The sequence below is a fragment of the Streptomyces sp. NPDC088747 genome, assembly GCF_044751025.1.
In the GTDB taxonomy this organism is placed as follows: Bacteria; Actinomycetota; Actinomycetes; order Streptomycetales; family Streptomycetaceae; genus Streptomyces.
This window is the reverse complement of the sequence record NZ_JBIVKZ010000002.1, coordinates 424714-451132: the sequence shown is the minus strand read 5'-3', so window position 1 is coordinate 451132 and position 26419 is coordinate 424714. Positions and strand designations below refer to the sequence as shown.

General features: G+C 69.9%; 25 protein-coding genes. 14 read left to right on the top strand and 11 right to left on the bottom strand.

Annotation, left to right across the window (positions count from 1 at the left end):
• The first annotated feature begins 1 nt into the window (after nt 1).
• Nucleotides 2–982 (top strand): alpha-ketoacid dehydrogenase subunit beta, encoded by a 981-nt coding sequence (locus ACIP79_RS06510; protein ID WP_401220126.1) that lies wholly within the window; start codon nt 2–4, stop codon nt 980–982.
• A 10-nt stretch (nt 983–992) separates the two neighbouring features.
• Nucleotides 993–2495, top strand: coding sequence for a dihydrolipoamide acetyltransferase family protein (locus ACIP79_RS06505; protein ID WP_401220123.1), 1503 nt, complete (start codon nt 993–995; stop codon nt 2493–2495).
• A gap of 118 nt (nt 2496–2613) precedes the next feature.
• Here the strand turns inward: ACIP79_RS06505 and ACIP79_RS06500 are convergent, their stop codons facing one another.
• Nucleotides 2614–3510: a D-alanyl-D-alanine carboxypeptidase family protein gene (locus ACIP79_RS06500; protein WP_383678910.1), complete on the bottom strand. Its 897-nt coding sequence runs from the start codon at nt 3508–3510 to the stop codon at nt 2614–2616.
• Between the two features lie 210 nt (nt 3511–3720).
• Here ACIP79_RS06500 and ACIP79_RS06495 point away from each other — a divergent pair, with 210 nt between their 5' ends.
• Both ACIP79_RS06495 and ACIP79_RS06490 read left to right on the top strand, forming a co-directional pair.
• Nucleotides 3721–4401: a GntR family transcriptional regulator gene (locus ACIP79_RS06495; RefSeq protein ID WP_401220120.1), complete on the top strand. Its 681-nt coding sequence runs from the start codon at nt 3721–3723 to the stop codon at nt 4399–4401.
• On the top strand, nt 4398–5696 hold the full coding sequence (locus tag ACIP79_RS06490; RefSeq protein ID WP_401220117.1) for a nitrate/nitrite transporter: 1299 nt from the start codon (nt 4398–4400) through the stop codon (nt 5694–5696). Before ACIP79_RS06495 ends, ACIP79_RS06490 begins: the two co-directional genes overlap by 4 nt.
• A gap of 106 nt (nt 5697–5802) precedes the next feature.
• Here ACIP79_RS06490 and ACIP79_RS06485 read toward each other — a convergent pair whose 3' ends face one another.
• Nucleotides 5803–6627 carry a maleylpyruvate isomerase family mycothiol-dependent enzyme gene (locus ACIP79_RS06485; RefSeq protein WP_401220114.1) on the bottom strand — a complete coding sequence of 275 codons (825 nt, stop codon included), beginning with the start codon at nt 6625–6627 and terminating at the stop codon, nt 5803–5805.
• 154 nt (nt 6628–6781) lie between these two features.
• On the opposite strand from ACIP79_RS06485, the gene ACIP79_RS06480 reads away from it, so the two are divergent.
• Nucleotides 6782–7594, top strand: a complete 813-nt coding sequence (locus ACIP79_RS06480; protein WP_401220111.1) for a carbon-nitrogen family hydrolase — start codon at nt 6782–6784, stop codon at nt 7592–7594.
• 153 nt (nt 7595–7747) lie between these two features.
• Here the strand turns inward: ACIP79_RS06480 and ACIP79_RS06475 are convergent, their stop codons facing one another.
• Both ACIP79_RS06475 and ACIP79_RS06470 read right to left on the bottom strand, forming a co-directional pair.
• On the bottom strand, nt 7748–8242 hold the full coding sequence (locus ACIP79_RS06475; RefSeq protein WP_383678918.1) for an LURP-one-related/scramblase family protein: 495 nt from the start codon (nt 8240–8242) through the stop codon (nt 7748–7750).
• The gene (locus ACIP79_RS06470; RefSeq protein WP_401220108.1) at nt 8239–9237 is read right to left on the bottom strand and encodes a helix-turn-helix domain-containing protein; all 999 of its coding nucleotides are present in this window, start codon (nt 9235–9237) and stop codon (nt 8239–8241) included. Before ACIP79_RS06470 ends, ACIP79_RS06475 begins: the two co-directional genes overlap by 4 nt.
• Here ACIP79_RS06470 and ACIP79_RS06465 point away from each other — a divergent pair.
• Entirely contained in the window at nt 9191–9835 is a 645-nt protein-coding gene (locus ACIP79_RS06465; protein WP_401220986.1) for a hypothetical protein, read from the top strand. The genes ACIP79_RS06470 and ACIP79_RS06465 overlap by 47 nt on opposite strands.
• Nucleotides 9836–9874: 39 nt before the next feature.
• Complete coding sequence (locus ACIP79_RS06460; RefSeq protein ID WP_401220106.1) at nt 9875–10267, top strand: cupin domain-containing protein; 393 nt, start codon at nt 9875–9877, stop codon at nt 10265–10267.
• 116 nt (nt 10268–10383) lie between these two features.
• On the opposite strand, the gene ACIP79_RS06455 is transcribed toward ACIP79_RS06460, so the two are convergent.
• From ACIP79_RS06455 to ACIP79_RS06445, 3 genes are all read right to left on the bottom strand, one after another.
• Nucleotides 10384–10629 (bottom strand): DUF6458 family protein, encoded by a 246-nt coding sequence (locus ACIP79_RS06455; protein WP_383678921.1) that lies wholly within the window; start codon nt 10627–10629, stop codon nt 10384–10386.
• A 101-nt stretch (nt 10630–10730) separates the two neighbouring features.
• Nucleotides 10731–12038: a M18 family aminopeptidase gene (locus ACIP79_RS06450; protein WP_383678923.1), complete on the bottom strand. Its 1308-nt coding sequence runs from the start codon at nt 12036–12038 to the stop codon at nt 10731–10733.
• Nucleotides 12039–12202: 164 nt separating this feature from the next.
• Nucleotides 12203–14044 carry an acyl-CoA dehydrogenase gene (locus ACIP79_RS06445; protein WP_401220102.1) on the bottom strand — a complete coding sequence of 614 codons (1842 nt, stop codon included), beginning with the start codon at nt 14042–14044 and terminating at the stop codon, nt 12203–12205.
• Between the two features lie 230 nt (nt 14045–14274).
• Between ACIP79_RS06445 and ACIP79_RS06440 the strand changes: the two genes are divergently transcribed.
• From ACIP79_RS06440 to ACIP79_RS06430, 3 genes are all read left to right on the top strand, one after another.
• Entirely contained in the window at nt 14275–14775 is a 501-nt protein-coding gene (locus tag ACIP79_RS06440; RefSeq protein ID WP_329546583.1) for an SseB family protein, read from the top strand.
• A gap of 146 nt (nt 14776–14921) precedes the next feature.
• Complete coding sequence (locus ACIP79_RS06435) at nt 14922–15893, top strand: pirin family protein (RefSeq protein ID WP_387187742.1); 972 nt, start codon at nt 14922–14924, stop codon at nt 15891–15893.
• A gap of 75 nt (nt 15894–15968) precedes the next feature.
• Nucleotides 15969–17063, top strand: coding sequence for an AI-2E family transporter (locus ACIP79_RS06430; RefSeq protein WP_401220098.1), 1095 nt, complete (start codon nt 15969–15971; stop codon nt 17061–17063).
• Here ACIP79_RS06430 and ACIP79_RS06425 read toward each other — a convergent pair.
• The gene (locus tag ACIP79_RS06425) at nt 16985–19198 is read right to left on the bottom strand and encodes a SpoIIE family protein phosphatase (RefSeq protein ID WP_401220096.1); all 2214 of its coding nucleotides are present in this window, start codon (nt 19196–19198) and stop codon (nt 16985–16987) included. The genes ACIP79_RS06430 and ACIP79_RS06425 overlap by 79 nt on opposite strands.
• Nucleotides 19199–19377: 179 nt before the next feature.
• Here ACIP79_RS06425 and aspS point away from each other — a divergent pair, with 179 nt between their 5' ends.
• Both aspS and ACIP79_RS06415 read left to right on the top strand, forming a co-directional pair.
• Nucleotides 19378–21141: an aspartate--tRNA ligase gene (gene aspS, locus ACIP79_RS06420; RefSeq protein ID WP_401220092.1), complete on the top strand. Its 1764-nt coding sequence runs from the start codon at nt 19378–19380 to the stop codon at nt 21139–21141.
• Nucleotides 21142–21257: 116 nt separating this feature from the next.
• Nucleotides 21258–22196, top strand: a complete 939-nt coding sequence (locus tag ACIP79_RS06415; RefSeq protein ID WP_401220090.1) for an intradiol ring-cleavage dioxygenase — start codon at nt 21258–21260, stop codon at nt 22194–22196.
• 112 nt (nt 22197–22308) lie between these two features.
• Here ACIP79_RS06415 and ACIP79_RS06410 read toward each other — a convergent pair whose 3' ends face one another.
• Nucleotides 22309–22743 (bottom strand): ATP-binding protein, encoded by a 435-nt coding sequence (locus ACIP79_RS06410; RefSeq protein WP_401220088.1) that lies wholly within the window; start codon nt 22741–22743, stop codon nt 22309–22311.
• Nucleotides 22744–22989: 246 nt separating this feature from the next.
• On the opposite strand from ACIP79_RS06410, the gene ACIP79_RS06405 reads away from it, so the two are divergent.
• Both ACIP79_RS06405 and ACIP79_RS06400 read left to right on the top strand, forming a co-directional pair.
• On the top strand, nt 22990–23841 hold the full coding sequence (locus ACIP79_RS06405) for a helix-turn-helix domain-containing protein (protein WP_401220911.1): 852 nt from the start codon (nt 22990–22992) through the stop codon (nt 23839–23841).
• 3 nt (nt 23842–23844) lie between these two features.
• Nucleotides 23845–24024: a DUF397 domain-containing protein gene (locus tag ACIP79_RS06400; RefSeq protein ID WP_401220085.1), complete on the top strand. Its 180-nt coding sequence runs from the start codon at nt 23845–23847 to the stop codon at nt 24022–24024.
• A 76-nt stretch (nt 24025–24100) separates the two neighbouring features.
• Here the strand turns inward: ACIP79_RS06400 and ACIP79_RS06395 are convergent, their stop codons facing one another.
• Together ACIP79_RS06395 and metG are read right to left on the bottom strand one after the other, a co-directional pair.
• Entirely contained in the window at nt 24101–24577 is a 477-nt protein-coding gene (locus ACIP79_RS06395) for a hypothetical protein (RefSeq protein ID WP_401220082.1), read from the bottom strand.
• A gap of 116 nt (nt 24578–24693) precedes the next feature.
• On the bottom strand, nt 24694–26418 hold the full coding sequence (gene metG, locus ACIP79_RS06390; RefSeq protein ID WP_383678943.1) for a methionine--tRNA ligase: 1725 nt from the start codon (nt 26416–26418) through the stop codon (nt 24694–24696).
• Nucleotide 26419: the final 1 nt, after the last annotated feature.

The following is a 26419-nucleotide window of genomic DNA, read 5'->3' as shown; positions in this document are numbered from 1 at the left end:
CATGACCGCGGAGAAGATGGCGCTGGCCAAGGCGATCAACGAATCGCTGCGCACGGCCCTGGACACCGACCCCAAGGTCCTGGTCATGGGCGAGGACGTCGGCAAGCTCGGCGGCGTGTTCCGGGTGACGGACGGCCTGCAGAAGGACTTCGGCGAGGACCGGGTGATCGACACCCCGCTCGCCGAGTCGGGCATCGTCGGCACGGCGATCGGTCTCGCGCTGCGCGGCTACCGCCCGGTGGTGGAGATCCAGTTCGACGGTTTCGTCTTCCCCGCCTACGACCAGATCGTCACGCAGCTCGCGAAGATGCACGCGCGGGCGCTGGGCAAGATCAAGCTCCCCGTGGTGATCCGCATTCCGTACGGCGGCGGGATCGGCGCGGTCGAGCACCACTCGGAGTCTCCCGAGGCACTGTTCGCGCACGTCTCGGGTCTGAAGGTGGTCTCTCCTTCGAACTCCTCGGACGCCTACTGGATGATGCAGCAGGCCATCCAGAGCGACGACCCGGTGATCTTCTTCGAGCCGAAGCGCCGGTACTGGGACAAGTCCGAGGTCAACAGGGAGTCGATCCCCGGACCGCTGCACAGGGCGCGGACGGTCCGCGAGGGCACCGACCTGACGCTCGTCGCCTACGGCCCGATGGTGAAGGTCTGCCTGGAGGCCGCGGCGGCCGCGCAGGAGGAGGGCAAGTCGGTCGAGGTCCTGGACCTGCGGTCGATGTCCCCGATCGACTTCGACTCCGTCCAGGCGTCGGTGGAGAAGACCCGCCACCTGGTCGTGGTGCACGAGGCGCCGGTGTTCCTGGGCACGGGCGCGGAGATCGCCGCCCGCATCACGGAGCGGTGCTTCTACCACCTGGAGGCACCCGTCCTCCGGGTCGGCGGCTACCACGTCCCCTATCCGCCCGCGCGCCTGGAGGACGAGTACCTCCCGGGCCTGGACCGGGTGCTCGACGCCGTCGACCGCTCGCTTGCGTACTGAGGAGAGGGTCGTGACGACGATGACCGAGAACGCCTCGGGACTCAGCGAGTTCAAGATGCCCGACGTGGGCGAGGGCCTCACCGAGGCCGAGATCCTCAAGTGGTACGTCCAGCCCGGTGACCAGGTCACCGACGGCCAGGTCGTCTGCGAGGTCGAGACCGCCAAGGCCGCCGTGGAACTGCCCATCCCGTTCGACGGGGTGGTGCGCGAACTCCGTTTCCCCGAGGGGACGACGGTGGACGTGGGCCAGGTGATCATCGCGGTGGAGGTGGCGGGAGCGGCCACTCCGGCCGAGGCGTCCGCCCCGGCGACCGCTTCCAGCGGGGTGTCCGCCCCGGCGACGGCTTCCGCCGACGCGTCCGCCCCGGCACAGGAGACCGTGCCCGCCGCCGAGGAGCCCAAGGCCGAGGGCCGCAAGCCGGTCCTCGTCGGCTACGGCGTCGCCGAGTCCTCCACCAAGCGCCGGCCCCGCAAGGGCGCCGAGGTTCCCGCCCAGGCGCCCGAGCCGCTCCTCGCGGCCACGGCGATCCAGGCCGAGCTGAACGGCCACGGGCCTTCCGCCGCCGGCACGGCCCGCCCGCTGGCCAAGCCCCCGGTCCGCAAGCTGGCCAAGGACCTCGGAGTCGACCTGGCCACGATCGTCCCGTCCAACCCGGACGGGATCATCACGCGCGAGGACGTGCACGCCGCCGTCGCACCGGCGGCGACCACGGCACCCGTGGCCCCCGAGGCGCCGGTTTCGCAGCCCGCCGTCCAGCCCGTCCAGGCCGCCCCCGTCCAGGCCACCGCCCCGGTCCCCTCGTACGACACGGCACGCGAGACCCGCGTCCCGGTCAAGGGTGTCCGCAGGGCGACGGCCGCGGCGATGGTCGGTTCGGCGTTCACCGCGCCGCACGTCACCGAGTTCGTGACGGTCGACGTGACGCGCACGATGAAGCTGGTCGAGGAGCTCAAGCGGGACAAGGAGATGCAGGGGCTGCGGGTCAACCCGCTGCTGCTCATCGCCAAGGCCCTGCTGGTCGCGATCAAGCGCCACCCGGACGTCAACGCGTCCTGGGACGAGGCCAGTCAGGAGATCGTCCTCAAGCACTACGTGAACCTGGGCATCGCGGCCGCCACGCCGCGCGGCCTGCTGGTGCCGAACATCAAGGACGCGCACGCCAAGACCCTGCCGCAACTGGCGGAGTCCCTGAGCGAGTTGGTGGCCACCGCCCGCGAGGGCAGGACATCACCGGCCGCGATGCAGGGCGGCACGGTCACCATCACGAACGTCGGCGTCTTCGGCGTCGACACCGGCACGCCGATCCTCAACCCGGGCGAGGCGGCGATCCTCGCCGTCGGCGCCATCAAGCTCCAGCCCTGGGTCCACAAGGGCAAGGTCAAGCCGCGTCAGGTCACCACACTGGCGCTGTCCTTCGACCACCGCCTGGTCGACGGCGAGCTGGGCTCCAAGGTCCTGGCCGACGTGGCGGCGGTGCTGGAGCAGCCGAAGCGGCTGATCACCTGGTCGTGACCCTGCCCCCGCCGGTGGGCGAGGTCGAGGAGCAGTAGCGGTACCGAAGGAGAAGGAGGAGGGGCCCGCCGCGGTCGCGGCGGGCCCCTCCTCCCCGTGTCACCGGTCCTCGCGCGTGTTACCGGGCGAAGGCGTAGCTCATCAGCTTCTTCGCGTCCGACTCACGGGCCGTGATGGACGTGGAGGCGAGAACGGTGCCGATGACGGTCTTGCCGTTGCGGGTGGCGGCGAAGACGAGGCAGTACTTGGCCTCGGGGCCGGAGCCCGTCTTGACGCCGATCGTGCCGCTGTAGCTGCTCAGCAGACCGTTGGTGTTGGTCCACTTGCCCATGGTGCGGGTGGAACCGGTCCTGGTGATCGTCTTCGCGGTGTACGACTTCGTCTTCACGATCCCCCGGAACGTGGAGCTCTTCATCGTGCTGCTCGCGAGCTTCGTCAGGTCCTTCGGCGTCGAGTAGTTGGCGCCGTTCCCGATGCCGTCGAACGAGTCGAAGTGCGTGTTCGTCAGGCCGAGCTGGCTGGCCTTGGAGTTCATCTTGCCGATGAACGACTTCACCCGGGCGGCGCGCGTCGAGCCCGAGCCGAACTTGTCGGCGAGCGCGTACGCGGCGTCGCAGCCCGACGGCAGCATGAGCCCGTAGAGGAGCTGGCGGACGGTGACCTTGTCGCCGACGATCAGGCGCGCCGAGGAGGCGCCGTTCGCCACGATGTAGTCGCTGTAGGCCTTCTGGATCGTGACCTTGGCGTCCAGGTTCAGGTTCGTCTGCGTCAGCACGACCTTGGCAGTCATGATCTTGGTGGTGGAGCCGGTGGAACGGCGGGTGTTCGCGGCCTTGGAGTACAGGCTGGTGCCCGTGCCGTTGTTCATCACGTAGCCGCCCTTGGCGGCGATCGTGGGCGTCGCGAGGGCCTGTGCGGGAGCCGCGCTGAGGGCTCCGGTCGCGATCATGGCGCCGGTCGTGACGACCACGGCGGCAGCTCTGCGGACGCGCGTGCCCTGAATGCCGGTTATCAAGTTTCCTACCCCGATTACGTTAAATGCCCAAGGAGCGCGGCTACATGGGAGTGCCGCGTCTCGTGTGACACGTAAGTAGCATGAAAGGTTGTGCGGTTGATCAGAGAAGTGTCCATGAGCGTGTGCCCACCATGCCCGCCGGGATCACTTCCGGTGTCCGCATTCTGGAAGGGGGCGGCCATGCGTACGTGATGTATCTATGCTGTGCCCATGCCTTCCGCTCCGTCCCCCGCGGCGACCCCGCCCTTGACCGTCAAGCAACCCCCCGCCGCCGACCGCGTCTACGCGCACGTCAAGCGAGGTGTCCTGGAGCGCCGTTACGAGGGCGGCACGCTGCTCACCGAGGGCGAGCTCGCCGAGGCCGTCGGGGTCTCGCGCACGCCGGTGCGCGAGGCGCTGCTCCGGCTTGAGGTGGAGGGCCTGATCAGGCTCTACCCGAAGAAGGGCGCGCTCGTCCTGCCCGTCTCCGCGCAGGAGATCGCGGACGTCGTGGAGACCCGGCAGCTCGTCGAGAGCCACGCCGCGCGCAAGGCCGTACCCGCGTCACCGCGGCTCCTCGCCCGCCTTGAGGAGCTGCTCGCCCAGCAGAAGGAGCAGGCCGCGGCCGGGGACCTGGCCGCCGCGGCCGTCACGGACCGCTGCTTCCACGCCGAGATCGTCCGCAGCGGCGGCAACGAGATCCTCTCCCGGCTCTACGACCAGCTCCGCGACCGGCAGTTGAGGATGGGCGTCGCCGTGATGCACGCCCACCCCGACCGGATCACCAAGACGCTCACCGAGCACGAGCAGATCCTCTCCGCGCTGCGCTCCGGTGACGCGGAGGCGGTCGTCGCCCTCATCCACGGGCATGTCAGCTGGTTCTCCAACCTGGCGCGGGGCGAGGTCCGATGAGTTCCGCGGCCACACTGCCCGGGGATCCGCCCGGCGGCCGGCGCGCCCTCGGTGTCTGGGGTGTCGGCGTCGCCGTCTACTTCGTCGCCGTCATCTTCCGCACCTCGCTGGGCGTCGCGGGCCTGGACGCGGCGGACCGCTTCCACGTCAACGCCTCCGCCCTGTCCACCTTCTCGATCCTCCAGCTCCTCGTGTACGCGGGCATGCAGATACCGGTGGGCCTGCTGGTCGACCGGCTCGGCACCAAGAAGGTGCTGACCATCGGCGTACTGCTCTTCACGGCGGGGCAGTTGGGCTTCGCGTTCTCCCCCGGTTACGGGATGGCGCTGGCCTCGCGCGCGCTGCTGGGCTGCGGCGACGCGATGACCTTCATCAGCGTGCTGCGGCTGGGCACCCGCTGGTTCCCCGCCCGGCGCGGGCCGCTCGTCGCACAGCTCGCGGGCCTGGTCGGCATGGCCGGCAACCTCGTGTCCACGCTGGTGATCGCCCGGCTACTGCACGGAGTGGGATGGACGGCGGCGTTCGCGGGCAGCGCGGGCGCCGGTGTCGTCGTCCTCGTCCTCATGCTGCTGTTCCTGAAGGACCACCCCGAGGGGCACGAGCCGGAACCGTTCCCGCACCGGGGGGCCGCGTACGTCTCGCGCCAGATCGCGGCGTCCTGGCGCGAGCCCGGCACCCGGCTGGGGATGTGGGTGCACTTCACCACGCAGTTCCCGGCGATGGTGTTCCTGCTGCTGTGGGGGCTGCCGTTCCTCGTCGAGGCGGAGGGCCTGTCGCGGGCCACCGCCGGCGAACTGCTCACGCTCGTCGTGCTGTCCAACATGGTCGTAGGACTCGTCTACGGCCAGGTCGTCGCCCGGCACCACGCGGCTCGGCTGCCGCTCGCGCTCGGCACGGTGGCCGCGACGGCGGTCGTCTGGGCGGGAGTGCTGGTCTACCCCGGCGAGCACGCGCCCATGTGGGTGCTCATCGTGCTGTGCACGGTGCTGGGGGCCTGCGGACCGGCGTCCATGCTGGGCTTCGACTTCGCGCGCCCCGCGAATCCCCCCGAGCGGCAGGGCACCGCTTCCGGGATCACCAACATGGGCGGTTTCGTCGCCTCCATGATCACGCTGCTGGCGATCGGTGTGCTGCTCGACGCGACCGGGGACGACTACCGGGTCGCCTTCTCCGCCGTGTTCGTGCTCCAGGCGGCCGGGCTCAGTCAGATCTTCCGGCTGCGGAAGCAGGCGGCGCGCAGGGAGCGGGAGCGGCTGGTGGCCAGCCGGGTGGAGACGGTGCACGTTCCGGCGTAGGGGGCCGGGGGGTGGGTTCGCCCCTCCGCCCCTACCTGTCCCGTTTCCGAGGCTCCGCCCCGGGCCCCGCCCCTCAGACGCCGGAGGGGCTGAAAACTGCTGAAAACTACCGGGTGACCGTGAAGTTCCGCAGGATCGCCGTCGTCAGTTCCGGGTCGCCCTCCGTCTTGATGCGGTCGGCGACCGCCTCGGGCGTCACGCGTCCGCAGGCCAGCCGGCCGAACGTCTCCCAGTCGAGGGTGAGGGTGGCGGCCGGGCCCAGCGACGGCGCGCCGTCTATCGAGCCGTTGCCCTCGGCGTCGACGCGGACCGTGCGCAGGAACTCCACCGGCCCGTGCACGTCGAAGACCACCGCCGAGTTCGCGGGCGCTCCCGCGTCCTTGGCGACGACCTTCGGGAGGGCGGCGAGGAGTTCGTCGCGGGCGATGGACGCGCCGGGCGAGTCGAGGTTGCCCGGCCGGCCCACGGCGACGCGCAGGTCCTGCTCGTGCACCCACACGTTGAACGCGTGGGTGCGCATGGAGTGTTCGAAGGTGACCTCGGTGCCGAGCGGGCCGCGGACCTTGGTGTCGGGCTGCCGGTTCTCGTTCCGCAGCTGACGGTTGCGGCGGATGATCGTGTACTCCAGCTCGGAGGTCATCTCCGGCGCGGTGTGGTGACGGCGCACGTCGACCTGCATCTCCGTGTACCGCTGGTGTTCGTTCGTCACGTGGTAGAGGTCGCGCGGCAGCGTGTGGATCGGGCGGGGGTCGCCGAGCATCTCGGAGTCGAGGCCGATGACGTGCGAGACGAGATCGCGCACGGACCAGCCGGGGCAGGGCGTCCGCCTGTTCCACTCGCCCTCCACAAGCGGCGACACCAGCTCCGATATCGCTTCGATCGAGTGGCTCCAGGCGTCGGCGTAGGACTGAAGGCTGGGATGCAGACTCACGGAACGGGACCCCTCGGGCGGTTGGGCGCGGGCAGTGCACAGGCAGCGGGTGTCTTGGGACGCTAAGTTACGCTGCTGTGAGGCACCCCGGCAGTGCTTTGGTATGACGATCGTAGGCCCGTATCAACGGCTCGAATGCCAGGACGGTGGTAGTGTGCGCGCCTCTCTGCTTCAGATCGACGTAAACGACACCGAATCCGTCGATTCACGTCGCACGCGGGTGGCGGCTCTGGTACGGGAGCAGGCGGGCGTCGATCTCGTCGTGCTGCCCGAGCTGTGGACCACGGGTGCTTTCGCGTACGAGGAGTTCGGCGCGGAGGCGGAACCGCTGGTGGGGCCCACCTACGAGGTGATGGCGAAGGCGGCGAGCGACGCGGGCGTGTGGCTGCACGCCGGATCGATCCCCGAACGGGCGCCGTCCGACGACGACTCCGCCCCGGGCGCGCTCTACAACACCTCCCTCGTCTTCTCGCCCTCCGGCGAACTGGCCGCCTCCTACCGCAAGATCCACCGCTTCGGCTTCGACAAGGGCGAGGCCGTCCTGATGGGCGCCGGGTCCGAACTGGTGACCGTCCCGCTGCCGGACACCACCCTCGGTCTCGCCACCTGCTACGACCTCCGCTTCCCCGAACTCTTCCGCGCCCTCGTCGACGCGGGCGCGGAGACCCTCGTCCTGTCGGCGGGCTGGCCCGAGCGCCGCCGCTCCCACTGGACGCTGCTCGCCCAGGCCCGTGCCGTCGAGAACCAGGCGTACGTCCTCGCCTGTGGAACGGCCGGTGCGCACGCGGGAGTTCCCCAGGCCGGCCACTCGATCGTGGTCGACCCGTGGGGCGAGGTCCTCGCGGAGGCGGGCGCCGGCGAGGAGGTCCTCACGGTGGAGTTCGACCCGGCGCGGGTCGCGTCCACGCGCGAGCAGTTCCCGGCGCTGAAGGACCGGCTGCTGGGCCTGGACACCCCCCGGCGGTAGCCGTGAGGCTGGCGGTAGCCGTGAGGCGGGCGGGAGGCGGCGGTCGTGTCGACCGGGGGACCGGCGTCCGGGGCCGACACACCGGCTGGGGCGACGGTCCCGGCCCGGGTCCGTGAGGGGCCGATACCCTCTCGGCGGTCCTGCCCGGGTTCGTCAGTCCTCCCCCCGTTCCTTCTCCGCCAGGTGGATCACGCACACCGCGACCGCGATCAGCAGGGCCTGGTCGGCGTCGTCCCGCACGATGTCCACTCCGTAGGTGTCGCGGAGGTGGAGCCAGCGGCGGGAGATCTGGGCGAGGAGTTCGTTGTCGTAGTCGATGGCGAACTCGCGGTCCAGGATCTTGCCGCTGACGTCGAGTTCGGTGCCGTCGACCAGGGACACCCGGTAGTGGTTGCGGAGCAGGGACAGACGCTTGCGCTTGACGGTCGCCAGCGGGTCGCCGTCCCGCTCGATGACCATCGTGTCGCGCAGGGCGAGCATCTTCTTGTGGATGTCGATGAGGACGCGCCCGCGGGTGTCCTTCAGCTCGAAGGTGTCCCGCAGCCGCATCGCCTTGCCGTCGACGAGGAAGGCCTTGTTGCCGTGGTCGTCCTCGATCCAGTAGTCGTCACCGAAGCCGAGCAGCCGGTCGCGCACGAGGTATCTCATGTCTTGACGGCTTCCCCGGCGGGCGGTCCGAAACGCCGCCGATAGGCCGACGGGCTGAGTCCCGTCGCGCGACGCAGCCGTTCCCGCAGGTTGGCGGCCGTCCCCAGCCCACTGCGCGCCGCGACGACGTCGAGCCGCTCCTCCCCGCGTTCGATGAGCCGGCAGGCCAGCGCGACGCGCTCCCCGGTGAGCCAGGCCAGCGGGGTCGTGCCCAGCTGCGCCCGGAAGCGCCGGTGCAGCGTGGCCGCGCTGACCGACGCCTGCGCGGCGAGCTCCGCGACCGTGAGCGGTTCGCCCATCCGCTCCTGGGCCCAGGCGAGCAGCGGTGCGAGCGACTCGTCCGGTACGTCGGGCATCGGGCGCTCGACGAACTGCCGCTGCCCGCCGTCGCGGTGAGCGGCGAACACCAGCCGCCGAGACACCGCGTTGGCGGTCTCGGCGCCGTGGTCGTGCCGGACGAGGTGCAGGCCGAGATCCAGCGCGGCCGCGCTGCCCGCCGCCGTCAGCACGTCACCCTCGTCCACGAAGAGCACGTCCGGCTCCAGCAGGACCTTGGGGTGCAGTTCGCGGAAGGAGTCCGCCCAGCGCCAGTGCGTGGTCGCCCGGCGCCCGTCGAGCAGCCCGGCCTCGGCCAGCGCGAAGGTGCCGGTGCAGAAGCTCACGATCCGGGTGCCGCGCGCGTGGGCCCGGCGGATGGCGGCGCGTACGGGGGCGGGGCGCGGTACGACGTTGTCGGGGCGGCCCGGCACGATCAGGGTGTCCGCGTCGTCCACCGCGTCGAGCCCCGGCAGGCCGGTGAGCGTGAAGAACCCGTGGTTCATCCGCACGCCGGGGTCGGGCCCGCACAGCGTCAGCTCGTACAGCGGCTCCGCCAGGCCGAGTTCGGGCCGCGGCAACCCGAACAGCTCGGTCGCGACACCCACCTCGAAGGGGTTCGTACCCTCGTCGATGATCACGACGACGCGGTGCGGATGCCGATGCCGACGCGTCGGCATCGCGCTCGACAGTGGGCTCGGGGAAGAGCTCGACGGAGTTCTGGGCGGAGGGCTGGATGAGGGGCTCGACCGCGCGCTCGGCGAAGGATCCGACGAGGGGCCCGGTGGAGGGCTCGGCGAAGGGCCCGACGGAGGGCTTGACCACGCGCTGGGCGGAGGGCTTGGCCGCGGGCTGGGCGAAGGGTCCGATGAAGGGCTCGGCGGGAGGCTCGGCGAAGGGGGCGACGGTGGGCTCGGCCACGCGCTGGACGGAGTTCTGGGCGGAGGGCTCGGCGACGCGCTTGGCGAAGGGTCCGACGAAGCGCTCGGCCGAAGGCCGGGCGAGGGGCTCGACGGTGGGCTCGGCCGCGCGCTGGACGGAGTTCTCGGCGGCGGGCTCCGCCTCGCGCTGGACGGAGGGCTCGGCCGCCCGCTCGGCGGCGGATCCGACGAAGGCCCCGGCGGGAGGCCCGGCGACGGGCTCGGCAAAGGACCCCGCCGAGAGCTCGCCGCGGCGTTGGACGGAAGACTCGCGGCGTTGGACGAAAGATCCGCGGCGTTGGACGAGAGACTCGGTGGCGGCCGGTGCGAGGATCCTTGCGGCATGTGCGATTTCTAGCACTCACCCACCGGGCGGGCCACCGCCGAGGATGACGGCATGGCCAACGAACCCGTCTCCCTCCCCGCCGCCCTCGCCTCCTTCTCCGACCTCTGGAGCCCTCGTATCGTCACCGCCGTCAACGACTACGACGTACGCGTGGCCAAGGTCGAGGGCGAACACGTCTGGCACGTCCACGACCACACCGACGAGTTCTTCCTGGTCCTGGACGGCGAACTGGCCATCGCCCTGCGGGAACCGGCGGGCGAGCGGACGGTCGTCCTGCCCAAGGGCTCCGTCTTCACCGTCCCGCGCGGCACCGAACACAGGCCTACCGCCTCCACCGGCGCCTCGATCCTGATGTTCGAACCCACCGGCACCCTCACCGTCGGCGACCGCCACGACGAGGTCCCCGACCACGTCGACGCGACTACGGGCCACGCCCTGAACTGAGCCCCCGGCAAGCGCTCCGCCGGGGACGACGCACGACGAGGGCGCGGGAGTCGATCTCTCCCGCGCCCTCGTCCGCACACTCGAACGCCTCGCGTCCGCACACTCAAGCGCCGCGATCAGGCGCCGTAACCGTCGTGGTAGCTGCCCCGGTGCGGGCGCTCCTCGTCGATGACCGGAGTGCTCGGCGGCATCACCACGCGCCTGCGCCTGGCCATGCTGCTGAACGTCGCGACTCCGATCAGTCCGACGATCATGAAGATGAGACCGACCAGGTCGAGGTTGACCCCCTGCATGTCCCAGTCGGTCGCGAAAGTGAGGATCGCTCCTGCGGCGATCAGAATGATGCATCCGCCCAGGCCCATGGGTGTCGCCTCCCTGCATTCCACTCGGTGTCGTTCTGGCCAACTCCGTGTACCCGCAAGGGGCGTGGACATGCGGCCCCATCCGGAGGCGGCCGCTCCCGCTAGCCCTCCAGGAACGCGACCATGGCGTTGGCCAGCAGGAACGGGTCCTCGGCGCCGCACAGTTCGCGCACGCTGTGCATGGACAGGATGGCGATCCCGATGTCGACGGTCTTGATCCCGTGCCGGGCCGCGGTGATCGGGCCGATCGTCGTGCCGCAGGGCATGGCGTTGTTGGAGACGAAGGACTGGAAGGGCACGCCCGCCTTCTCGCAGGCGGCGGCGAAGACCGCGCGGCCCGAACCGTCCGTGGCGTAGCGGTTGTTGACGTTCACCTTGAGGATGGGTCCGCCGCCCGCCCGCGGGTGGTGCGTCGGGTCGTGCCGCTCCGCGTAGTTGGGGTGCACGGCGTGGCCCGTGTCGGAGGACAGACAGACGGTGCCGGCGAACGCGCGCGCCCGGTCCTCGTAGGCGCCGCCGCGCGCGAACACCGAACGCTCCAGGACACCGCCCAGCAGGGGCCCGTCGGCGCCGGTGTCGCTCTGCGAGCCGTTCTCCTCGTGGTCGAAGGCGGCGAGAACGGGGATGTACGGGAGATACGGCTGCCCGGCGTCGGCCGTGGCGACCGCGGCCAGCGCCGCCGCACCCGCGTGCACGGACACCAGGTTGTCCATGCGCGGGCCCGCGAGGAGTTCCCGGTCGCGGCCCAGGTAGGCGGGCGGCTCGACGGAGTGGGTCATCAGGTCCCAGCCGGACACCTCGCCGGCCGCGAGCCCCGACTCCTCCTCCAGGAACGCGATCAGGTCACCGTCGCGGACGTCGTCGCCCAAGCCCCAGATGGGCTGGAGGTGACGCTGCTTGTCCAGCTTCAGCCCCTCCGTCGACACGGAACGGTCCAGGTGGACGGCGAGTTGGGGCACCCGCAGCAGCGGCCGGTCGATGTTCACCAGCCGCGTCGAACCGTCCCGCAGCGTCAGCCGGCCGGCCAGGCCCAGGTCCCGGTCCAGCCAGGAGTTCATCAGCGGCCCGCCGTAGATCTCCACGGCCACCTGCCGCCAGCCGTGCGCGCCGCTGTCCGGGCGCGGTTTCACCCGCAGGTTGGGGGAGTCGGTGTGGGCGCCCACGATCCGGAACGGCGTGTGCGGCTCGGCACCCTCGGGCACGTACCAGGCGATGAGCGCGCCCCCGCGCAGCACGTACTTCCCGCCGCTCGTACCCTCCCACGCGTCGGTCTCGGCGACCTGACGGAATCCGGCCTTCTCCAGCCGCTCGGCGGCGTTCGCCACGGCGTGGTACGGCGTCGGGCTCGCCGCGAGAAAGGGCATGAGGTCGTCGGTGTGGCCGCGGTCGAAGCGGGAGGGAGTGCTCATGGGGTTCACCTTAACTACGCCCAAGGGCCCACTCCCGGGGATGGGAGTGGGCCCTGGTAACGGGGTTGTGAAGGGCGGACATGACCGGACACCTGACCGGAGGGCCAGCTTCCGGTCAGGTGTCCGCCCTGTCCCGGAGTGCTACGCGACGAGGCTTTGGGAACTCAGAACGCCGCTTCGTCCAGCTCCATCAGGTCCAGGTCGACGCCCTCGGCGATCTTGCGCGCGCCGGTGACGCCGGGCAGGACGGTGGCGGCGAAGAACTTGGCCGCGGCGATCTTGCCGGTGTAGAAGGCGACGTCCTTGGCGGAGACGGCCTTCGTCGAGGCCATCTCCAGCCGCTCGGCGGCGACCGCGGCACCCCGGAGCAGCAGATAGCCGACGACCACGTCACCGGAGGCCATCAGCAGCCGGGTCGTGTTCAGGCCCACCTTGTAGATGTTCTTGACGTCCTGCTCGGTCGCCGCGAGGTCGGTGAGCATGAGACCGACGATGGCCTCCAGCTCCACGGCCGCCTTGGCGAGCTGCTCACGGGCCGTCGACAGCTCCTCGCCGCCCGTACCGAGGGCCAGGAACTCCTTGATGTCCTCGGCGAGGGAGTTCAGCGCGGCGCCCTGGTTGCGGACGATCTTCCGGAAGAAGAAGTCCTGGCCCTGGATGGCGGTGGTGCCCTCGTACAGGGTGTCGATCTTGGCGTCGCGGATGTACTGCTCGATCGGGTACTCCTGGAGGAACCCGGAGCCGCCGAAGGTCTGGAGGGACTGCGCGAGCTGCTCGTAGCCCTTCTCGGAGCCGTAGCCCTTCACGATCGGCAGGAGCAGGTCGTTGAGGGCGTGCAGCCGCGCCGTGTCCTCGCCGGCCGCCGTCTTCACCGCGATCTCGTCCTGGACGGCCGCGGTGTGCAGCACCAGGGCGCGCATGCCCTCGGCGTACGCCTTCTGCGTGATCAGCGAACGGCGCACGTCCGGGTGGTGCGTGATGGTGACCTTGGGCGCGGCCTTGTCCATGAAGTTCGCCAGGTCAGGGCCCTGGACGCGCTCCTTGGCGTACTCCAGGGCGTTCAGGTACCCCGTCGACAGCGTCGAGATGGCCTTCGTGCCGACCATCATGCGGGCGAACTCGATGATCCGGAACATCTGGCGGATGCCGTCGTGCTTGTCGCCGATCAGCCAGCCCTTGGCGGGGTGCCGGTCGCCGAAGGTCATCTCGCAGGTGTTGGAGGCCTTGATCCCCATCTTGTGCTCGACGTTCGTGGCGTACACGCCGTTGCGCTCGCCCAGCTCGCCGGTCTCGAAGTCGAAGAGGTACTTCGGGACGAGGAAGAGGGAGAGCCCCTTCGTGCCGGGACCGGCACCCTCGGGACGGGCCAGCACGTAGTGAAGGATGTTCTCCTCCATGTCGTGCTCACCGGAGGTGATGAACCGCTTCACGCCCTCGATGTGCCACGAGCCGTCCTCCTGCTCGACGGCCCTGGTGCGCCCGGCGCCCACGTCGGAACCCGCGTCGGGCTCGGTGAGGACCATGGTCGAACCCCAGGTCCGGTCCACCGCGATCTGGGCGATCTTCTTCTGTACGTCATTGCCCTCGTCGAAGAGGATGCCCGCGAAGGCCGGCCCCGACGAGTACATCCAGACGGCCGGGTTCGACCCGAGGATCAGCTCCGCGAACGCCCAGATCAGGGACGAGGGGGCGGTCGTACCGCCGATCTCCTCGGGCAGGCCCAGACGCCAGTACTCGGAGTTCATGAAGGCTTTGTACGACTTCTTGAAGGACGCCGGTACCGGCGCGGTGTTGGTCTCCGGGTCGAAGACCGGGGGGTTGCGGTCGGCGTCCGCGAAGGACTCGGCGAGCTCGTTCTCCGAGAGCCTGGTCAGCTCCTCGAGGATGCTCCTGGCGGTCTCGACGTCCATCTCCGCGAACGGGCCGGTGCCGTACAGCTTGTCGCGCCCGAGCACCTCGAAGAGGTTGAACTCGATGTCGCGGAGATTCGACTTGTAGTGCCCCATGGCGACGGCTCCGTAAGGGATCGGGGAGGCCGAAGCACTTCGTGAGAGCTCGCGGCCTCGTTTCACGTACCAGCAAGTAGCTACGATGATGCTACCCGTCGGTAATAAGGCGCAACCCCAAGCGGGCATATGTGAGGCGTCAGACCGCCGCCCCCGCGGCCCGCGCGCCGGGGCCGTCAGGTCACCCCGTACCGGCCCGGCCGCCCGGTGGTCTCGGTACGCTTGCGCCCATGTACGGATACGGCCAGCACGCGGACGGAACTGCCGCACAACAGGGGTACGCCGCGCCCCAGCAGCAGATGCCCGGACAGATGCCGGGCGGCCAGATGCCCGGCGGGTACGGGCAGCAGCCGCCGCTCTATCCCGAGCCGTCCCCGCCCTCCCTCGCGGACGCGGTTCGCGCGTTCACCACGGGATCGATGGCCGCCGAGGACTTCCAGCAGGTCTTCGCCACGTCGAAGGTCTACTGCCCGCGTGGCGACAACCCCGGATTCCTCGCGCTGCACAACACCCAGCAGCCGGTCATCCCGATGTTCACCTCCCTCAAGGAGCTCCGCCGGTACGCCGGCAAGGAGTCCAAGTACTTCGTGATCACCGGCGCCGAGGTGATCGACCTGCTCCCCACCGGCTACGGCTTCGTGGTCGACATGGAGGGCGAGCACCGCATGGTGTTCGACGCCAAGGCGGTGGAGCAGATGGTGGACTTCGCGATGCGCCGTATGTACGGCTAGCCGTCATCGCAGCGCAGGCGCCGACCTGCGTCGCCCGTAGCGCGCACATGGCGAACGCCCGGAGGGAATGCCCTCCGGGCGTTCGCCGTTACGGGTAGCAGAAAGTTCAACAATCAACTAAAGTGAACGCACAAGGAGGTACCGACATGCCTGCAGTGACCGTCGAGAACCCGTTGACCCTGCCCCGTGTGGCCGCGTCCACGGACGCCGTCGCCCGCCCGGTGCTCACCGTGACGACCGCGCCCAGCGGCTTCGAGGGCGAGGGCTTCCCGGTCCGCCGTGCGTTCGCCGGGATCAACTACCGCCACCTCGACCCGTTCATCATGATGGACCAGATGGGTGAGGTGGAGTACGCCCCAGGGGAGCCGAAGGGGACTCCTTGGCACCCGCACCGTGGCTTCGAGACCGTCACGTACATCATCGACGGCGTCTTCGACCACCAGGACTCCAACGGTGGTGGCGGCACCATCACCAACGGCGACACCCAGTGGATGACCGCGGGCTCGGGCCTCCTGCACATCGAGGCTCCGCCGGAGTCGCTCGTCGTGTCCGGTGGTCTCTTCCACGGCCTCCAGCTCTGGGTGAACCTCCCGGCCAAGGACAAGATGATGGCCCCCAGGTACCAGGACATCCGCGGCGGCCAGGTCCAGCTCCTGTCGACCCCCGACGGCGGCGCGCTGCTCCGCGTCATCGCCGGTGAACTCGACGGTCACGAGGGTCCGGGCATCACGCACACGCCGATCACCATGGTCCACGCGACCGTGGCGCCCGGCGCGGAGCTGACCCTCCCGTGGCGTGAGGACTTCAACGGCCTCGCGTACGTCCTCGCCGGCCGCGGCAGCGTCGGTGCGGAACGGCGTCCGGTCCACACGGGCCAGACCGCCGTCTTCGGCACCGGTACCTCGCTGACCGTCCGCGCGGACGAGCAGCAGGACTCCAACACCCCCGACATGGAGGTCGTGCTCCTCGGCGGACAGCCCATCCGTGAGCCCATGGCCCACTACGGCCCGTTCGTCATGAACACCCGGGACGAACTCCAGCAGGCCTTCGAGGACTTCCAGAAGGGCCGCCTCGGCACCGTCCCCGCGGTGCACGGGATGACCGAGGGCGGTCTGTGAGCCTGACCTGACCTGGGCTCCTCCGTTCGGCCCCTTCGAGGTGACGCTCCACCTGACGCATGGTCAGGTGGAGTTGTGCTGCTACTTCCCGAAGGGGCCCGGCGGGTCGGTGCCTGGTGTGCCGTCGTTCTGCTGGCCGCCGGGGTCGGCTGGGTCGGGATCGAACTGTGCTCCCAGGTCAGGACAGCCGTCGTGCCGGTGCTTCTCGCGTTGCTGGGGACGGCGTTGCTGGGGCCGTTGTTCCAGCGGCTGGTGAAGGCCGGGATGAACCGTTCGGTCGCCGCCGGGCTCACCTGCGTCGCGGTCGTGGCCGTGGTCGGCGGCGCCGTCTACATCGTCGTCGCCGCGCTCATCGACAGCGGCGACGAGATCGTGGCCTCGCTCAAACAGGCCGCCAAGTCGCTCTCCGAGCACTTCGGAGCGGCGGGCACCTCGCTGGACGACCTCGCGACCAACGCCAGGGAACTGCTGTCCAAGTTCGGGGGTACGGCGGCCTCCGGGGTGATCAGCGGGATCAGCGTCGTCGGCGAGGTGATCGCCATGGCGGTGCTGGCCCTGCTGCTCGTCTTCTTCTTCCTCCGGGACTCGCACCGGGTGGTGGGAGCCCTGCGCTCACTCGCGCCGCGCGGCACCGCCGACACCGTGGAAGCGATGGCCCGCCGTGCCTACGAGGCCGTCGAGGGCTTCATGCGGGGGACGACGATCATCGCGTTCATCGACGCCCTGTGCATCACGGTCGGGCTGCTGGTCCTCGACGTCCCGGGCGCCGTGGGCCTGGGCGCGCTCGTCCTGGTGGGCGCGTACATCCCCTACCTCGGCGCGTTCCTCTCCGGGGCCGTGGCCGTCCTGGTCGCGCTCGCGGACCGGGGGTTCGTCATCGCGCTGTGGGCCCTCGGAGTCGTGCTCGCGGTGCAGGTGCTGGAAGGGCATGTGCTCCAGCCGATGATCCAGAGCCGGACGGTGCAGATGCACCCGGCGGTGGTGATGCTGGCGATCACCGCCGGCGCCTCCGTCGCGGGGATCCTGGGCATGCTGCTCGCCGTACCGCTGACGGCGGCGGCGTTCGGGGTGCTGTCGGAGCTGCGGACGCGCTACTCCGCGGAGGCGCCGGGGGCGCCGGGAGCGCCAGGTGCCGCCGGTGCTCCGGAGGCGTCCGGAGCCGGCTCGTAGAACTCGAACCAGATGCTCTTGCCCTCGCCCCGCGGGTCCACCCCCCACAGGTCGGCGAGGAGTTCCACGAGGACCAGTCCGCGTCCGGAGGAGGCCAGTTCGCCGGGGTCGCGCTTGTGCGGCAGGTCGTCGCCGGCGTCGGTGACCTCCACCCGCATCCGGCGCTTGCCGCCCTCGCCGGTCACCTCGGCGACGAGAAGGGCGTCGGCGTCCGTGTGCACGAGGACGTTCGTCATCATCTCGGAGACCAGCAGCACGGCGGAGTCGAGCTGGTCCTCGGACGCCCAGTCGTGCAGGAGTTCCCGCACCTGCCGGCGGGCGGCCGCGACACCCTCGGGCTCGGCCTGCGCGACGGTCAGCACGGTGCGGCGCCCCAGGGGCCGTATCGGCGTGACGGGGTCGCCGCAGCCGCATCCCCGTCCCACCCGGCACAGCAGCAGCACCGCAATGTCGTCCTCGCGCCGGTCGACCAGCGGACCGGGGGTGTGGTGCGAGGAGGGTCCGTGCACGGCCTGGACCAGGGCGTCGGCGAGGGCCTCCATGTCGCCGTCGTGGGATTCCAGGATCCGGCGGATGCGCCGCCAGCCGGTGTCGAGGTCGTGGCCGCCGGTCTCGATCAGCCCGTCCGTGCAGACCAGCATGGTCTCGCCGGGTTCGAGCACCAGCCGCGTCGTCGGATAGTCGGCGTCCGGGTCGATGCCGAGCGGCAGGCCGCCCGCGGTGGGCCGCGTCAGCACCGTTCCGTCCGCCATGCGTATCGCCGGGTCCGGATGCCCGGCACGGGCGATGTCCAGCGTCCCTGTCGCCGGGTCGACCTCGACGTACAGGCAGGTCGCGAAGCGCATGTCCCCCACGTCGCCGTCGCCGTCGTTCTCGGCGCCGCCGCTCGATCCGTACGTCACGGAGTCCGTCACCCCGTAGAGGAACCGGGAGGCGCGGGAGAGGACCGCGTCCGGGCGGTGGCCCTCGGAGGCGTAAGCGCGCAGGGCGATCCGGAGCTGGCCCATCAGGCCCGCCGCGCGGACGTCATGGCCCTGGACGTCGCCGATGACGAGGGCGAAGCGGCCGGTCGGGAGGGGGATCATGTCGTACCAGTCGCCTCCGACCTGGAGCCCGCCGCCGGTGGGGACGTAACGCGCGGCGACGGTCATGCCCGGCATCTGGGGGCCGAGCGTGGGCATCATCGAGCGCTGGAGGCCGTCGGTCAGTTCGCGCTGGGTCTCGGCGGCGCCGGCGCGGGAGAGCGCCTGGGCGAGCATGCGGGCCACGGTCGTCAGGACCGCGCGTTCGTCGGGCGTGAAGGTGACGGGGTAGGTGAAGGCCGCCATCCACGCGCCCATCGTGCGGCCCGCGACGGTCAGCGGCAGGAACGCCCAGGACTGCCGGCCGAAGTGCTGGGCCAGCGGCCAGGAGACGGGATAGCGCTCCTTGTACTCCTCCGGGGCGGAGAGGTAGACGGCGCGGCCGGTGCGGACGACCTCGGCGGCCGGATAGTCCGTGGCCAGGGACATGTGGGAGAAGGGGCCCTCGTCGCCCGGCTGCTGTCCGTGGTGGCCGATGACGGTCAGCCGGTCGCCCTCCGCGCCGAAGACGGCGAGACCGTCCGGCGAGAACCCCGGCATCGACAGGCCCGCCGCGACCCGCAGCACCTCCGCCGTGGACCGCGCCTCCGCCAGCGCCCGCCCCGCGTCCAGCAGGAACGCCTCGCGCGAGCGCCGCCAGTCACCGGTGATGGGTGCGCGCGCGGCGATGGCCGGTGAGGGCTCGGTGACCTCCTGGAGGGTGCCGAACAGCTCGAACTTCCCGCTGACGGGGTCCAGGACGGGCTTGGAACGGCTGCGCACGGTACGGATCACCCGGCCCTGCACGTCCATGACCCGCATCCGGACCTCGGCTATGGAGTCCTCGACGAGGGCGAGCTGGACGACGCCGTGGACCTCGTTCCAGTCGATGGGGTGGAAGCGGGCCCGCACGCTTCCCTCCGTGAGGGTCGTGGTCTCCGCGGGCAGCCCGATGAGCCGAGCGGCCTCGGCATCGAACGTGACCTGCCCCTTGCGGTTGTCCCAGCGCCACAGGCCGGTCGCGAGGGCGGCCAGGACGTCCCCCAGTGCGGGCAGGGGCTCACCAGTGCGCATTGACCCACTGTAGGGAGAGGTGATCCGGACCTGCCACCTAGGCCCGGTGGGATACGGGGGTCACCGGGGGGAGTGATCTTGGTGTGGCCGGTACCCTGGGGGAAGTTTCACGTGAAACAGAGCACCGTCCCGTTCATGTGAAGACAGCCCCCGATCCGCGAAGACTGGATGAAACGACGATGCATCGGTACAGGTCCCACACCTGCGGCGAGCTCCGCGCCTCTGACGTCGGCAGTGACGTCCGGCTGAGCGGCTGGCTGCACAATCGGCGCGACCTGGGCGGCATCCTCTTCATCGATCTGCGCGATCACTACGGCATCACGCAGCTCGTCGCCCGCCCCGGCACCCCCGCCTACGAGGCTCTCGACAAGATCTCCAAGGAGTCGACCGTCCGGGTCGACGGCAAGGTCGTCTCGCGCGGCTCGGAGAACGTGAACCCGGAGCTGCCGTCCGGCGAGATCGAGGTCGAGGTGAGCGAGGTCGAGCTGCTCGGCGCCGCCGCCCCGCTCCCCTTCACGATCAACGCCGACGACGGCGTCAACGAGGAGCGGCGCCTTGAGTACCGCTTCCTGGATCTGCGCCGCGAGCGCATGCACCGCAACATCCTGCTGCGTACGGCCGTGATCTCGGCGATCCGCCACAAGATGACGGCGCTGGGCTTCAACGAGATGGCGACGCCGATCCTCAGCGCCACCTCGCCCGAGGGCGCGCGTGACTTCGTCGTCCCGTCCCGTCTCAACCCGGGCAGGTTCTACGCGCTGCCGCAGGCGCCCCAGCAGTTCAAGCAGCTGCTGATGATCTCCGGCTTCGACCGCTACTTCCAGATCGCGCCCTGTTTCCGCGACGAGGACGCGCGCGCGGACCGGTCGCCGGGCGAGTTCTACCAGCTCGACGTGGAGATGTCCTTCGTCGAGCAGGAGGACGTCTTCCAGCCGATCGAGAAGCTCATGACGGAGCTGTTCCAGGAGTTCGGCGGCGGTCGCAACGTCACCTCCCCCTTCCCGCGCATCCCGTTCCGCGAGTCGATGCTGAAGTACGGCTCCGACAAGCCGGACCTGCGCGCGCAGCTGGAGCTCGTCGACATCACCGACGTCTTCGCGGGCTCGGAGTTCAAGGCGTTCGCGGGCAAGCACGTGCGTGCCCTGCCGGTGCCGGACGTCTCCGGGCAGTCGCGGAAGTTCTTCGACGGTCTCGGTGACTACGCGGTCGAGCAGGGTGCCAAGGGTCTGGCGTGGGTGCGGGTGGCCGAGGACGGTTCGCTCAGCGGTCCCATCGCGAAGTTCCTCACCGAGGAGAACGTCGCCGAGCTGACCAAGCGCCTCTCGCTGGCCCCCGGCCACGCGGTGTTCTTCGGCGCGGGCGAGTTCGACGAGGTCTCGAAGATCATGGGCGCGGTGCGGGTCGAGGCCGCCAAGCGCGCCGGTCACTTCGAGGAGGGCGTCTTCCGGTTCTGCTGGATCGTCGACTTCCCGATGTACGAGAAGGACGAGGAGACCGGGAAGCTCGACTTCTCGCACAACCCGTTCTCGATGCCGCAGGGCGGACTTGAGGCCCTGGAGACCCAGGACCCGCTGGACATCCTCGGCTGGCAGTACGACATCGTCTGCAACGGCGTCGAGCTGTCCTCCGGCGCGATCCGGAACCACGAGCCCGACATCATGCTCAAGGCCTTCGAGATCGCTGGCTACGAGCGTGAGACCGTCGAGGAGCAGTTCGCCGGCATGCTCCGCGCGTTGCGCTTCGGCGCCCCGCCGCACGGCGGCATCGCGCCCGGCGTCGACCGCATCGTCATGCTCCTCGCGGACGAGCCGAGCATCCGGGAGACGATCGCGTTCCCGCTCAACGGCAACGCGCAGGACCTGATGATGGGCGCGCCGACGGAGCTGGAGGAGTCCCGCCTGCGCGAGCTGCACATTTCCGTACGGAAGCCGCAGCCGAAGTAGCCGTTCACCTCGAAGTGGCTCGGAACCGACGCCGGTTCCGAGCCACTTTCATGTGGACCCCCGATTCACAGCCCACACCCATGCCGCTGACAGGTGTCGTCCCTAGCCTCCCGGCCATGACTGAGACCCCAGGAGCAACAGACAAAGGGAAGTTAACCCGACGTAAGGTCGTCGTCGCAGGTGGGGCGGCCGTGGCGGCGGTGGGCGTGGGCGGCGCCGCCGCGGTGAACGCGTTCGCGGGCGAGCGGGGTGCGGACAGCCCCGGCACAGCTTCGGAGGCCTGCTACACCCTCACCTCGGAGACCACCGAAGGTCCGTACTACATCGACGCGGACAAGATCCGGCAGGACATCACCGAGGACGAGCAGGGCATTCCGACGACCCTCAGGCTGAGGGTGATCGACGCGGAGAGCTGTAGGCCACTGAAGAACGCGGCGGTCGACATCTGGCACTGCACCGCGCTGGGCGTCTACTCCGGCTACGAGTCGATGGGCAACGGTGGCGGTGGCGGGGGCCCGGCCCCGACGGGCGTACCTTCGGGCACCCCGACCGGTGAGCCGCCGTCCGGCGGACCCACCGGCGGTCCGGGCGGCGGCGGTGGCGGTCATGCCGAGCCCACCGACGACGAGCGCTATCTGCGCGGCACCTGGAAGACCGACAGACACGGGTACGTCACTTTCCGCACGGTCTTCCCCGGCTGGTACCAGGGCCGCTGTGTACACATCCACGTGAAGGTGCACGTCGACGGCGAGTGGACGTCCGCCGGTTACGAAGGCGGCCACACCTGCCACACCGGTCAGCTCTTCTTCTCGGAGGAGTCCGTCCTCGCCTCGGCGGAGGTGGCCCCCTACTCCACAAACACCAGGACCCGCACCACGCTCGACGAGGACACGATCTACCCGGACAACGGCCACGCGGGCGGCCTCCTGTACCTCAAGTACGACCGGAGGAGCATCGCCCGAGGCGTCCACGCCCACCTCACGATGGGCGTGACCCCGGACGAGACCCACGACAGCACGGACACACCGCCGAGTGCGTCGGCCTCGGCCGGCTGATCCCCGCAGGCAGGCGGAGGGCCCGGAACGCACTGCTTCCGGGCCCTTCGGGCTGTCTCGACTCTTTCCGGCCGACGGGACGGGATCACTCTTTCGGGGGCCGGAGGAACGTTCACGCCGCCCAAGTCAGTTCACACCAGACGTACTTGCCGGTGCCGACGATGTTCCAGGTGTCCCGCTTGTGGACCCATCCCCAGGTGTCCGCGAAGCTGTGGACGAGGGCGAGGCCGCGGCCCGTCTCCGCGTCCGGGGCGGTGTCCCGGGAGAGGCGAGGCGGTGCCGGGTCCGCGTCCCACACGCCGATGCGCAGGGCGGCGCCCTCCACACGGAGCCGTATGGCGGCGGGACCCTTCGTGTGCTGTACGGCGTTCGTGACCAGCTCCGTCGCCACCAGCTCGGCGGCCTCCGTGAGGTGGGGGAGGCCGTGGGCGGCCAGGATCAGACGGAGGGTCCGGCGGCAGACGGTGACGGCTCGGGGATCGTTGGGGATGTAGAGCGTGTACTCCCAGGGCTCTGGGGCGGGGGCTTGGGCTTGGGTTTCGGGCATGCGTCAACTCCGGTTCGTGGTCAGGGAGGTGGAGTACGCGGCGGCCGGTGGGGCGGTGGCATGTCGCCGCCGTCCTGGCATGGCGGGGCGGTGCGCTTCCGGGGTCCCGGGTTCCGCAGCGTGTGCGTCGCGTCACTGACGGTACGTGTAAAAATTTACTCCGTGCAAGCTGTTCGCGTAACCTGACACCCGAACGGGGTGGTTCAACTCCGCTCCACGGCCGTGACGTTGATGGACAGGAGTCGTATGCCGGCGAGAATGCAACCCTCCGCCCGTCAGGTGCGCCTCGGTGTCGAGCTGCGGAAGTTGCGCGAGGCGGCAGGGCTTTCCTCCGGTGATGCGGCAGGGCTGTTGGGGGTAGCTCGGGCGCAGATGAGCCAGATGGAGGCCGGCAACGTCGGGATCAGTGGGGAGCGTGTCCGCAGGCTCGCGTCCCACTACGTCTGTCCGGACACAGAGTTGATCGACGCGCTGGTGGAGATGGTGACCGATCGTGCGCGTGGTTGGTGGGAGGACTATCGAGGTGTGCTGCCTCTTTCGTTCCTGGACCTGGCGGAGTTGGAACATCACTCGACCTTCATCCAGGTGATCGGTACCGCGCATGTACCCGGACTCCTTCAGACCGAGGACTACGCGCGCGCGGTGTTCGCGTACTGGCGCCCGGAGCTTCCGGAGAGTGAACTGGAGCCGAGGGTGGAGCACCGGATGCACCGCAAGGTAGTCCTTGGCAGAGACGGGGCGCCCTCGTACTCGGCGGTGCTGCACGAGTCCGTGCTGCGCACGCGTGTCGCGGACCGGCGCGTTGCTCGCGCTCAACTCGACTCAATCCTTGAGGAGTCGGAGCATCCGAACGTCACGGTGCGCGTTGTCCCGTTTGATGTGGACGGCTTCGCCGGGGCGAGTTCAGCTTTGGTGTACGCAGGCGGGCGCGTACCCGCGCTGGACACCGTTCAGCGGGACACCCCGTACGGCTCCGCCTTCCTCGATGCCGCTGCCCAGCTTCAGTCCATGCGAACACTCTTCCGTAAGGTGGAATCGGCGTCCCTGGAGCCCGCCCGATCGCGGGACTTCATCCACTACCTGGCGAAGGAGCTGTAAGACGTGACTCAGTGGCAGAAGTCCTCGTTCTCCGGTGGCGCGGACGGCAACGAATGTGTGGAACTCGCCCGCGGCGAGGCCACGTTGCTTCTCCGCGAGAGTGACGAGCCCGATCGAATACTGCCTGTCTCGCGTGACGCCCTCGCCGGTCTGCTCCGGAAGATTCACGCGAACCGGGCATGATCGAGAACGAGATCACCCACCGGTCTCCGGGTCTCGCCGACCGGGGCAACGTGAGGGCGCCCGGCGCGCCGCGCGCTCAGGTGTCGTACGAGCCGTCCCACGGTTCGCCGAAGGCGAGGCGGTCCGGGTACAGCTCGGCCCACGTCTCCTCCTCGTCCTCCTCGACCACCAGGCCGAACAGGACGCCGTCCACGGTGACTTGGAAGGGGCGGATCGCGATGCTGGTGTAGGAGCGCCGGGGCAGGCTCCGCAGCAGCTTCCCCAGGTGGGCCTCGGCGCGGGCGAGCACCGAGCCGTCGGCGTGCGGGGCGCGGTGCTGTTCGGCCCAGGTGCCCGCGCACCAGATCTCCGAGTCGCGGTAACGGCCCTCGGAGTCGAAGGTGTGGAGCACGGTGTAAAGGCGTTTGTGCTCTTCCCAGCCGTCGTCGGGACGGAACCCCTCGGGGAAGGCGTACGTGACCGACGCCAGGAACTGGCCATCCGCGTACCGGCCGATGGCCTCGGTGCGGTGGTGCGGTTCATAGGCGATCGGGATGACCTCGGGAACTGCCATGGCGAAACCATACGGGTGGTCGCGAACATGCCAGCGCCGGGGGCGGTTTCCGGCCTGGCGGATTGTGTGAAGAGGCCCGGCACCACCTGGTGCCGGGCCTCTTCCTCACGCCGTGACTACTCCGGTGCGCCGCCGAAACGCTCCTTGTACGACTCCAGGTCCTCGTCCGTGATCTTGGCGAAGAGCACCGGGGGAACGGTGAAGGCCGTACCGGCGGGGACCGCGGTCAGCGACTTCGCCTCGTCCGCCGACACCCAGGTCGCGGTGTCGTCGGCCAGCGCGAACGCCGAGCGCATGGCCTTGGCCGAGGCCGGGATGAAGGGCTCCGACACCACCGAGTAGAGGTGGATCAGATTCATCGCCGTACGCAGGGTGAGGGCCGCGCCGTCCGGGTCCGTCTTGATCTCCAGCCAGGGGGCCTTCTCCTCCAGGTAGGAGTTGCCGGCCGACCACAGGGCGCGCAGCGCGGCGGCAGCCTTGCGGAACTGGAGGGCCTCCATCTGGGTCTCGTACTCCGCGAGCAGGCCCGCGATCTCCTCGCCGAGCCGCGTCTCCGCCTCGCCCGCCGCCGAGCCAGTGGGGACCTCGTCGCCGAAGCGCTTGCGGGAGAAGGACAGGACACGGTTGACGAAGTTGCCGAGCGTGTCCGCCAGGTCCTTGTTCACCGTGGTCGTGAAGTGTTCCCAGGTGAAGGACGAGTCGTCCGACTCGGGGGCGTTGGCGATCAGGAAGTAGCGCCAGTAGTCGGCGGGCAGGACGGCCAGGGCCTGGTCGGTGAAGACGCCGCGCTTCTGGGAGGTGGAGAACTTCCCGCCGTAGTACGTCAGCCAGTTGAAGGCCTTGACGTAGTCGACCTTCTTCCACGGCTCACGGACGCCGAGCTCGGTGGCGGGGAACATCACCGTGTGGAAGGGGACGTTGTCCTTGGCCATGAACTCCGTGTAGCGGACCGGGTTCTCGCCCGAGTCGGCGTCGTACCACCACGACTTCCAGTCCCGGTTCTCCGGGTCCAGGTCCGACCACTCCTTCGTCGCCCCGATGTACTCGATCGGCGCGTCGAACCAGACGTAGAAGACCTTGCCCTCGGCGGCCAGCTCGGGCCACGTGTCGGCGGGGACCGGGACGCCCCAGTCCAGGTCGCGGGTGATCGCGCGGTCGTGCAGACCCTCGGTGAGCCACTTGCGGGCGATGGAGGACGCGAGCTGCGGCCACTCGTCGCCGACCTGGTCGATCCACGCCTCGACCTCGTGCTGGAGCTTCGACTGGAGGAGGAAGAGGTGCTTGGTCTCCCGGACCTCCAGGTCGGTGGAGCCCGAGATGGCGCTGCGCGGGTTGATCAGGTCGGTCGGGTCCAGGACGCGGGTGCAGTTCTCGCACTGGTCGCCGCGGGCCTTGTCGTAGCCGCAGTGCGGGCAGGTGCCCTCGACGTAGCGGTCCGGGAGGAACCGGCCGTCCGTCGGCGAGTACACCTGACGGATCGCGCGCTCCTCGATGAAGCCGTTCTCGTTCAGGCGGCGGGCGAAGTGCTGGGTGATCTCGCGGTTCTGCGCGCTGGAGCTGCGGCCGAAGTAGTCGAAGGCCAGCGCGAAGCCGTCGTACACCGCCTTCTGCGCGTCGTGCGCCTGCGCGCAGAACTCGTCGACCGGGATGCCCCGCTCCTTCGCGGCCAGCTCGGCGGGGGTGCCGTGCTCGTCCGTCGCGCAGATGTACAGGACGTCGTGACCGCGCTGGCGGAGGTACCGGGAGTACACGTCCGCCGGGAGCATGGACCCCACCATGTTGCCCAGGTGCTTGATTCCGTTGATGTACGGAAGGGCGCTGGTGATGAGGTGTCGAGCCATC

Coding starts and splice junctions, on each gene's coding strand:
- ACIP79_RS06465 (WP_401220986.1), top strand. CDS start 9,191: ATGATCACGACGACGCGGTGCGGATGCCGATGCCGACGCGTCGGCATC.
- ACIP79_RS06495 (WP_401220120.1), top strand. CDS start 3,721: ATGCCTTCCGCTCCGTCCCCCGCGGCGACCCCGCCCTTGACCGTCAAG.
- aspS (WP_401220092.1), top strand. CDS start 19,378: ATGCATCGGTACAGGTCCCACACCTGCGGCGAGCTCCGCGCCTCTGAC.
- ACIP79_RS06450 (WP_383678923.1), bottom strand. CDS start 12,038: ATGAGCACTCCCTCCCGCTTCGACCGCGGCCACACCGACGACCTCATG.
- metG (WP_383678943.1), bottom strand. CDS start 26,418: ATGGCTCGACACCTCATCACCAGCGCCCTTCCGTACATCAACGGAATC.
- ACIP79_RS06440 (WP_329546583.1), top strand. CDS start 14,275: ATGTACGGATACGGCCAGCACGCGGACGGAACTGCCGCACAACAGGGG.
- ACIP79_RS06410 (WP_401220088.1), bottom strand. CDS start 22,743: ATGCCCGAAACCCAAGCCCAAGCCCCCGCCCCAGAGCCCTGGGAGTAC.
- ACIP79_RS06490 (WP_401220117.1), top strand. CDS start 4,398: ATGAGTTCCGCGGCCACACTGCCCGGGGATCCGCCCGGCGGCCGGCGC.
- ACIP79_RS06475 (WP_383678918.1), bottom strand. CDS start 8,242: ATGAGATACCTCGTGCGCGACCGGCTGCTCGGCTTCGGTGACGACTAC.
- ACIP79_RS06395 (WP_401220082.1), bottom strand. CDS start 24,577: ATGGCAGTTCCCGAGGTCATCCCGATCGCCTATGAACCGCACCACCGC.
- ACIP79_RS06460 (WP_401220106.1), top strand. CDS start 9,875: ATGGCCAACGAACCCGTCTCCCTCCCCGCCGCCCTCGCCTCCTTCTCC.
- ACIP79_RS06510 (WP_401220126.1), top strand. CDS start 2: ATGACCGCGGAGAAGATGGCGCTGGCCAAGGCGATCAACGAATCGCTG.
- ACIP79_RS06445 (WP_401220102.1), bottom strand. CDS start 14,044: ATGGGGCACTACAAGTCGAATCTCCGCGACATCGAGTTCAACCTCTTC.
- ACIP79_RS06470 (WP_401220108.1), bottom strand. CDS start 9,237: ATGCCGACGCGTCGGCATCGGCATCCGCACCGCGTCGTCGTGATCATC.
- ACIP79_RS06415 (WP_401220090.1), top strand. CDS start 21,258: ATGACTGAGACCCCAGGAGCAACAGACAAAGGGAAGTTAACCCGACGT.
- ACIP79_RS06425 (WP_401220096.1), bottom strand. CDS start 19,198: ATGCGCACTGGTGAGCCCCTGCCCGCACTGGGGGACGTCCTGGCCGCC.
- ACIP79_RS06455 (WP_383678921.1), bottom strand. CDS start 10,629: ATGGGCCTGGGCGGATGCATCATTCTGATCGCCGCAGGAGCGATCCTC.
- ACIP79_RS06435 (WP_387187742.1), top strand. CDS start 14,922: ATGCCTGCAGTGACCGTCGAGAACCCGTTGACCCTGCCCCGTGTGGCC.
- ACIP79_RS06405 (WP_401220911.1), top strand. CDS start 22,990: ATGCCGGCGAGAATGCAACCCTCCGCCCGTCAGGTGCGCCTCGGTGTC.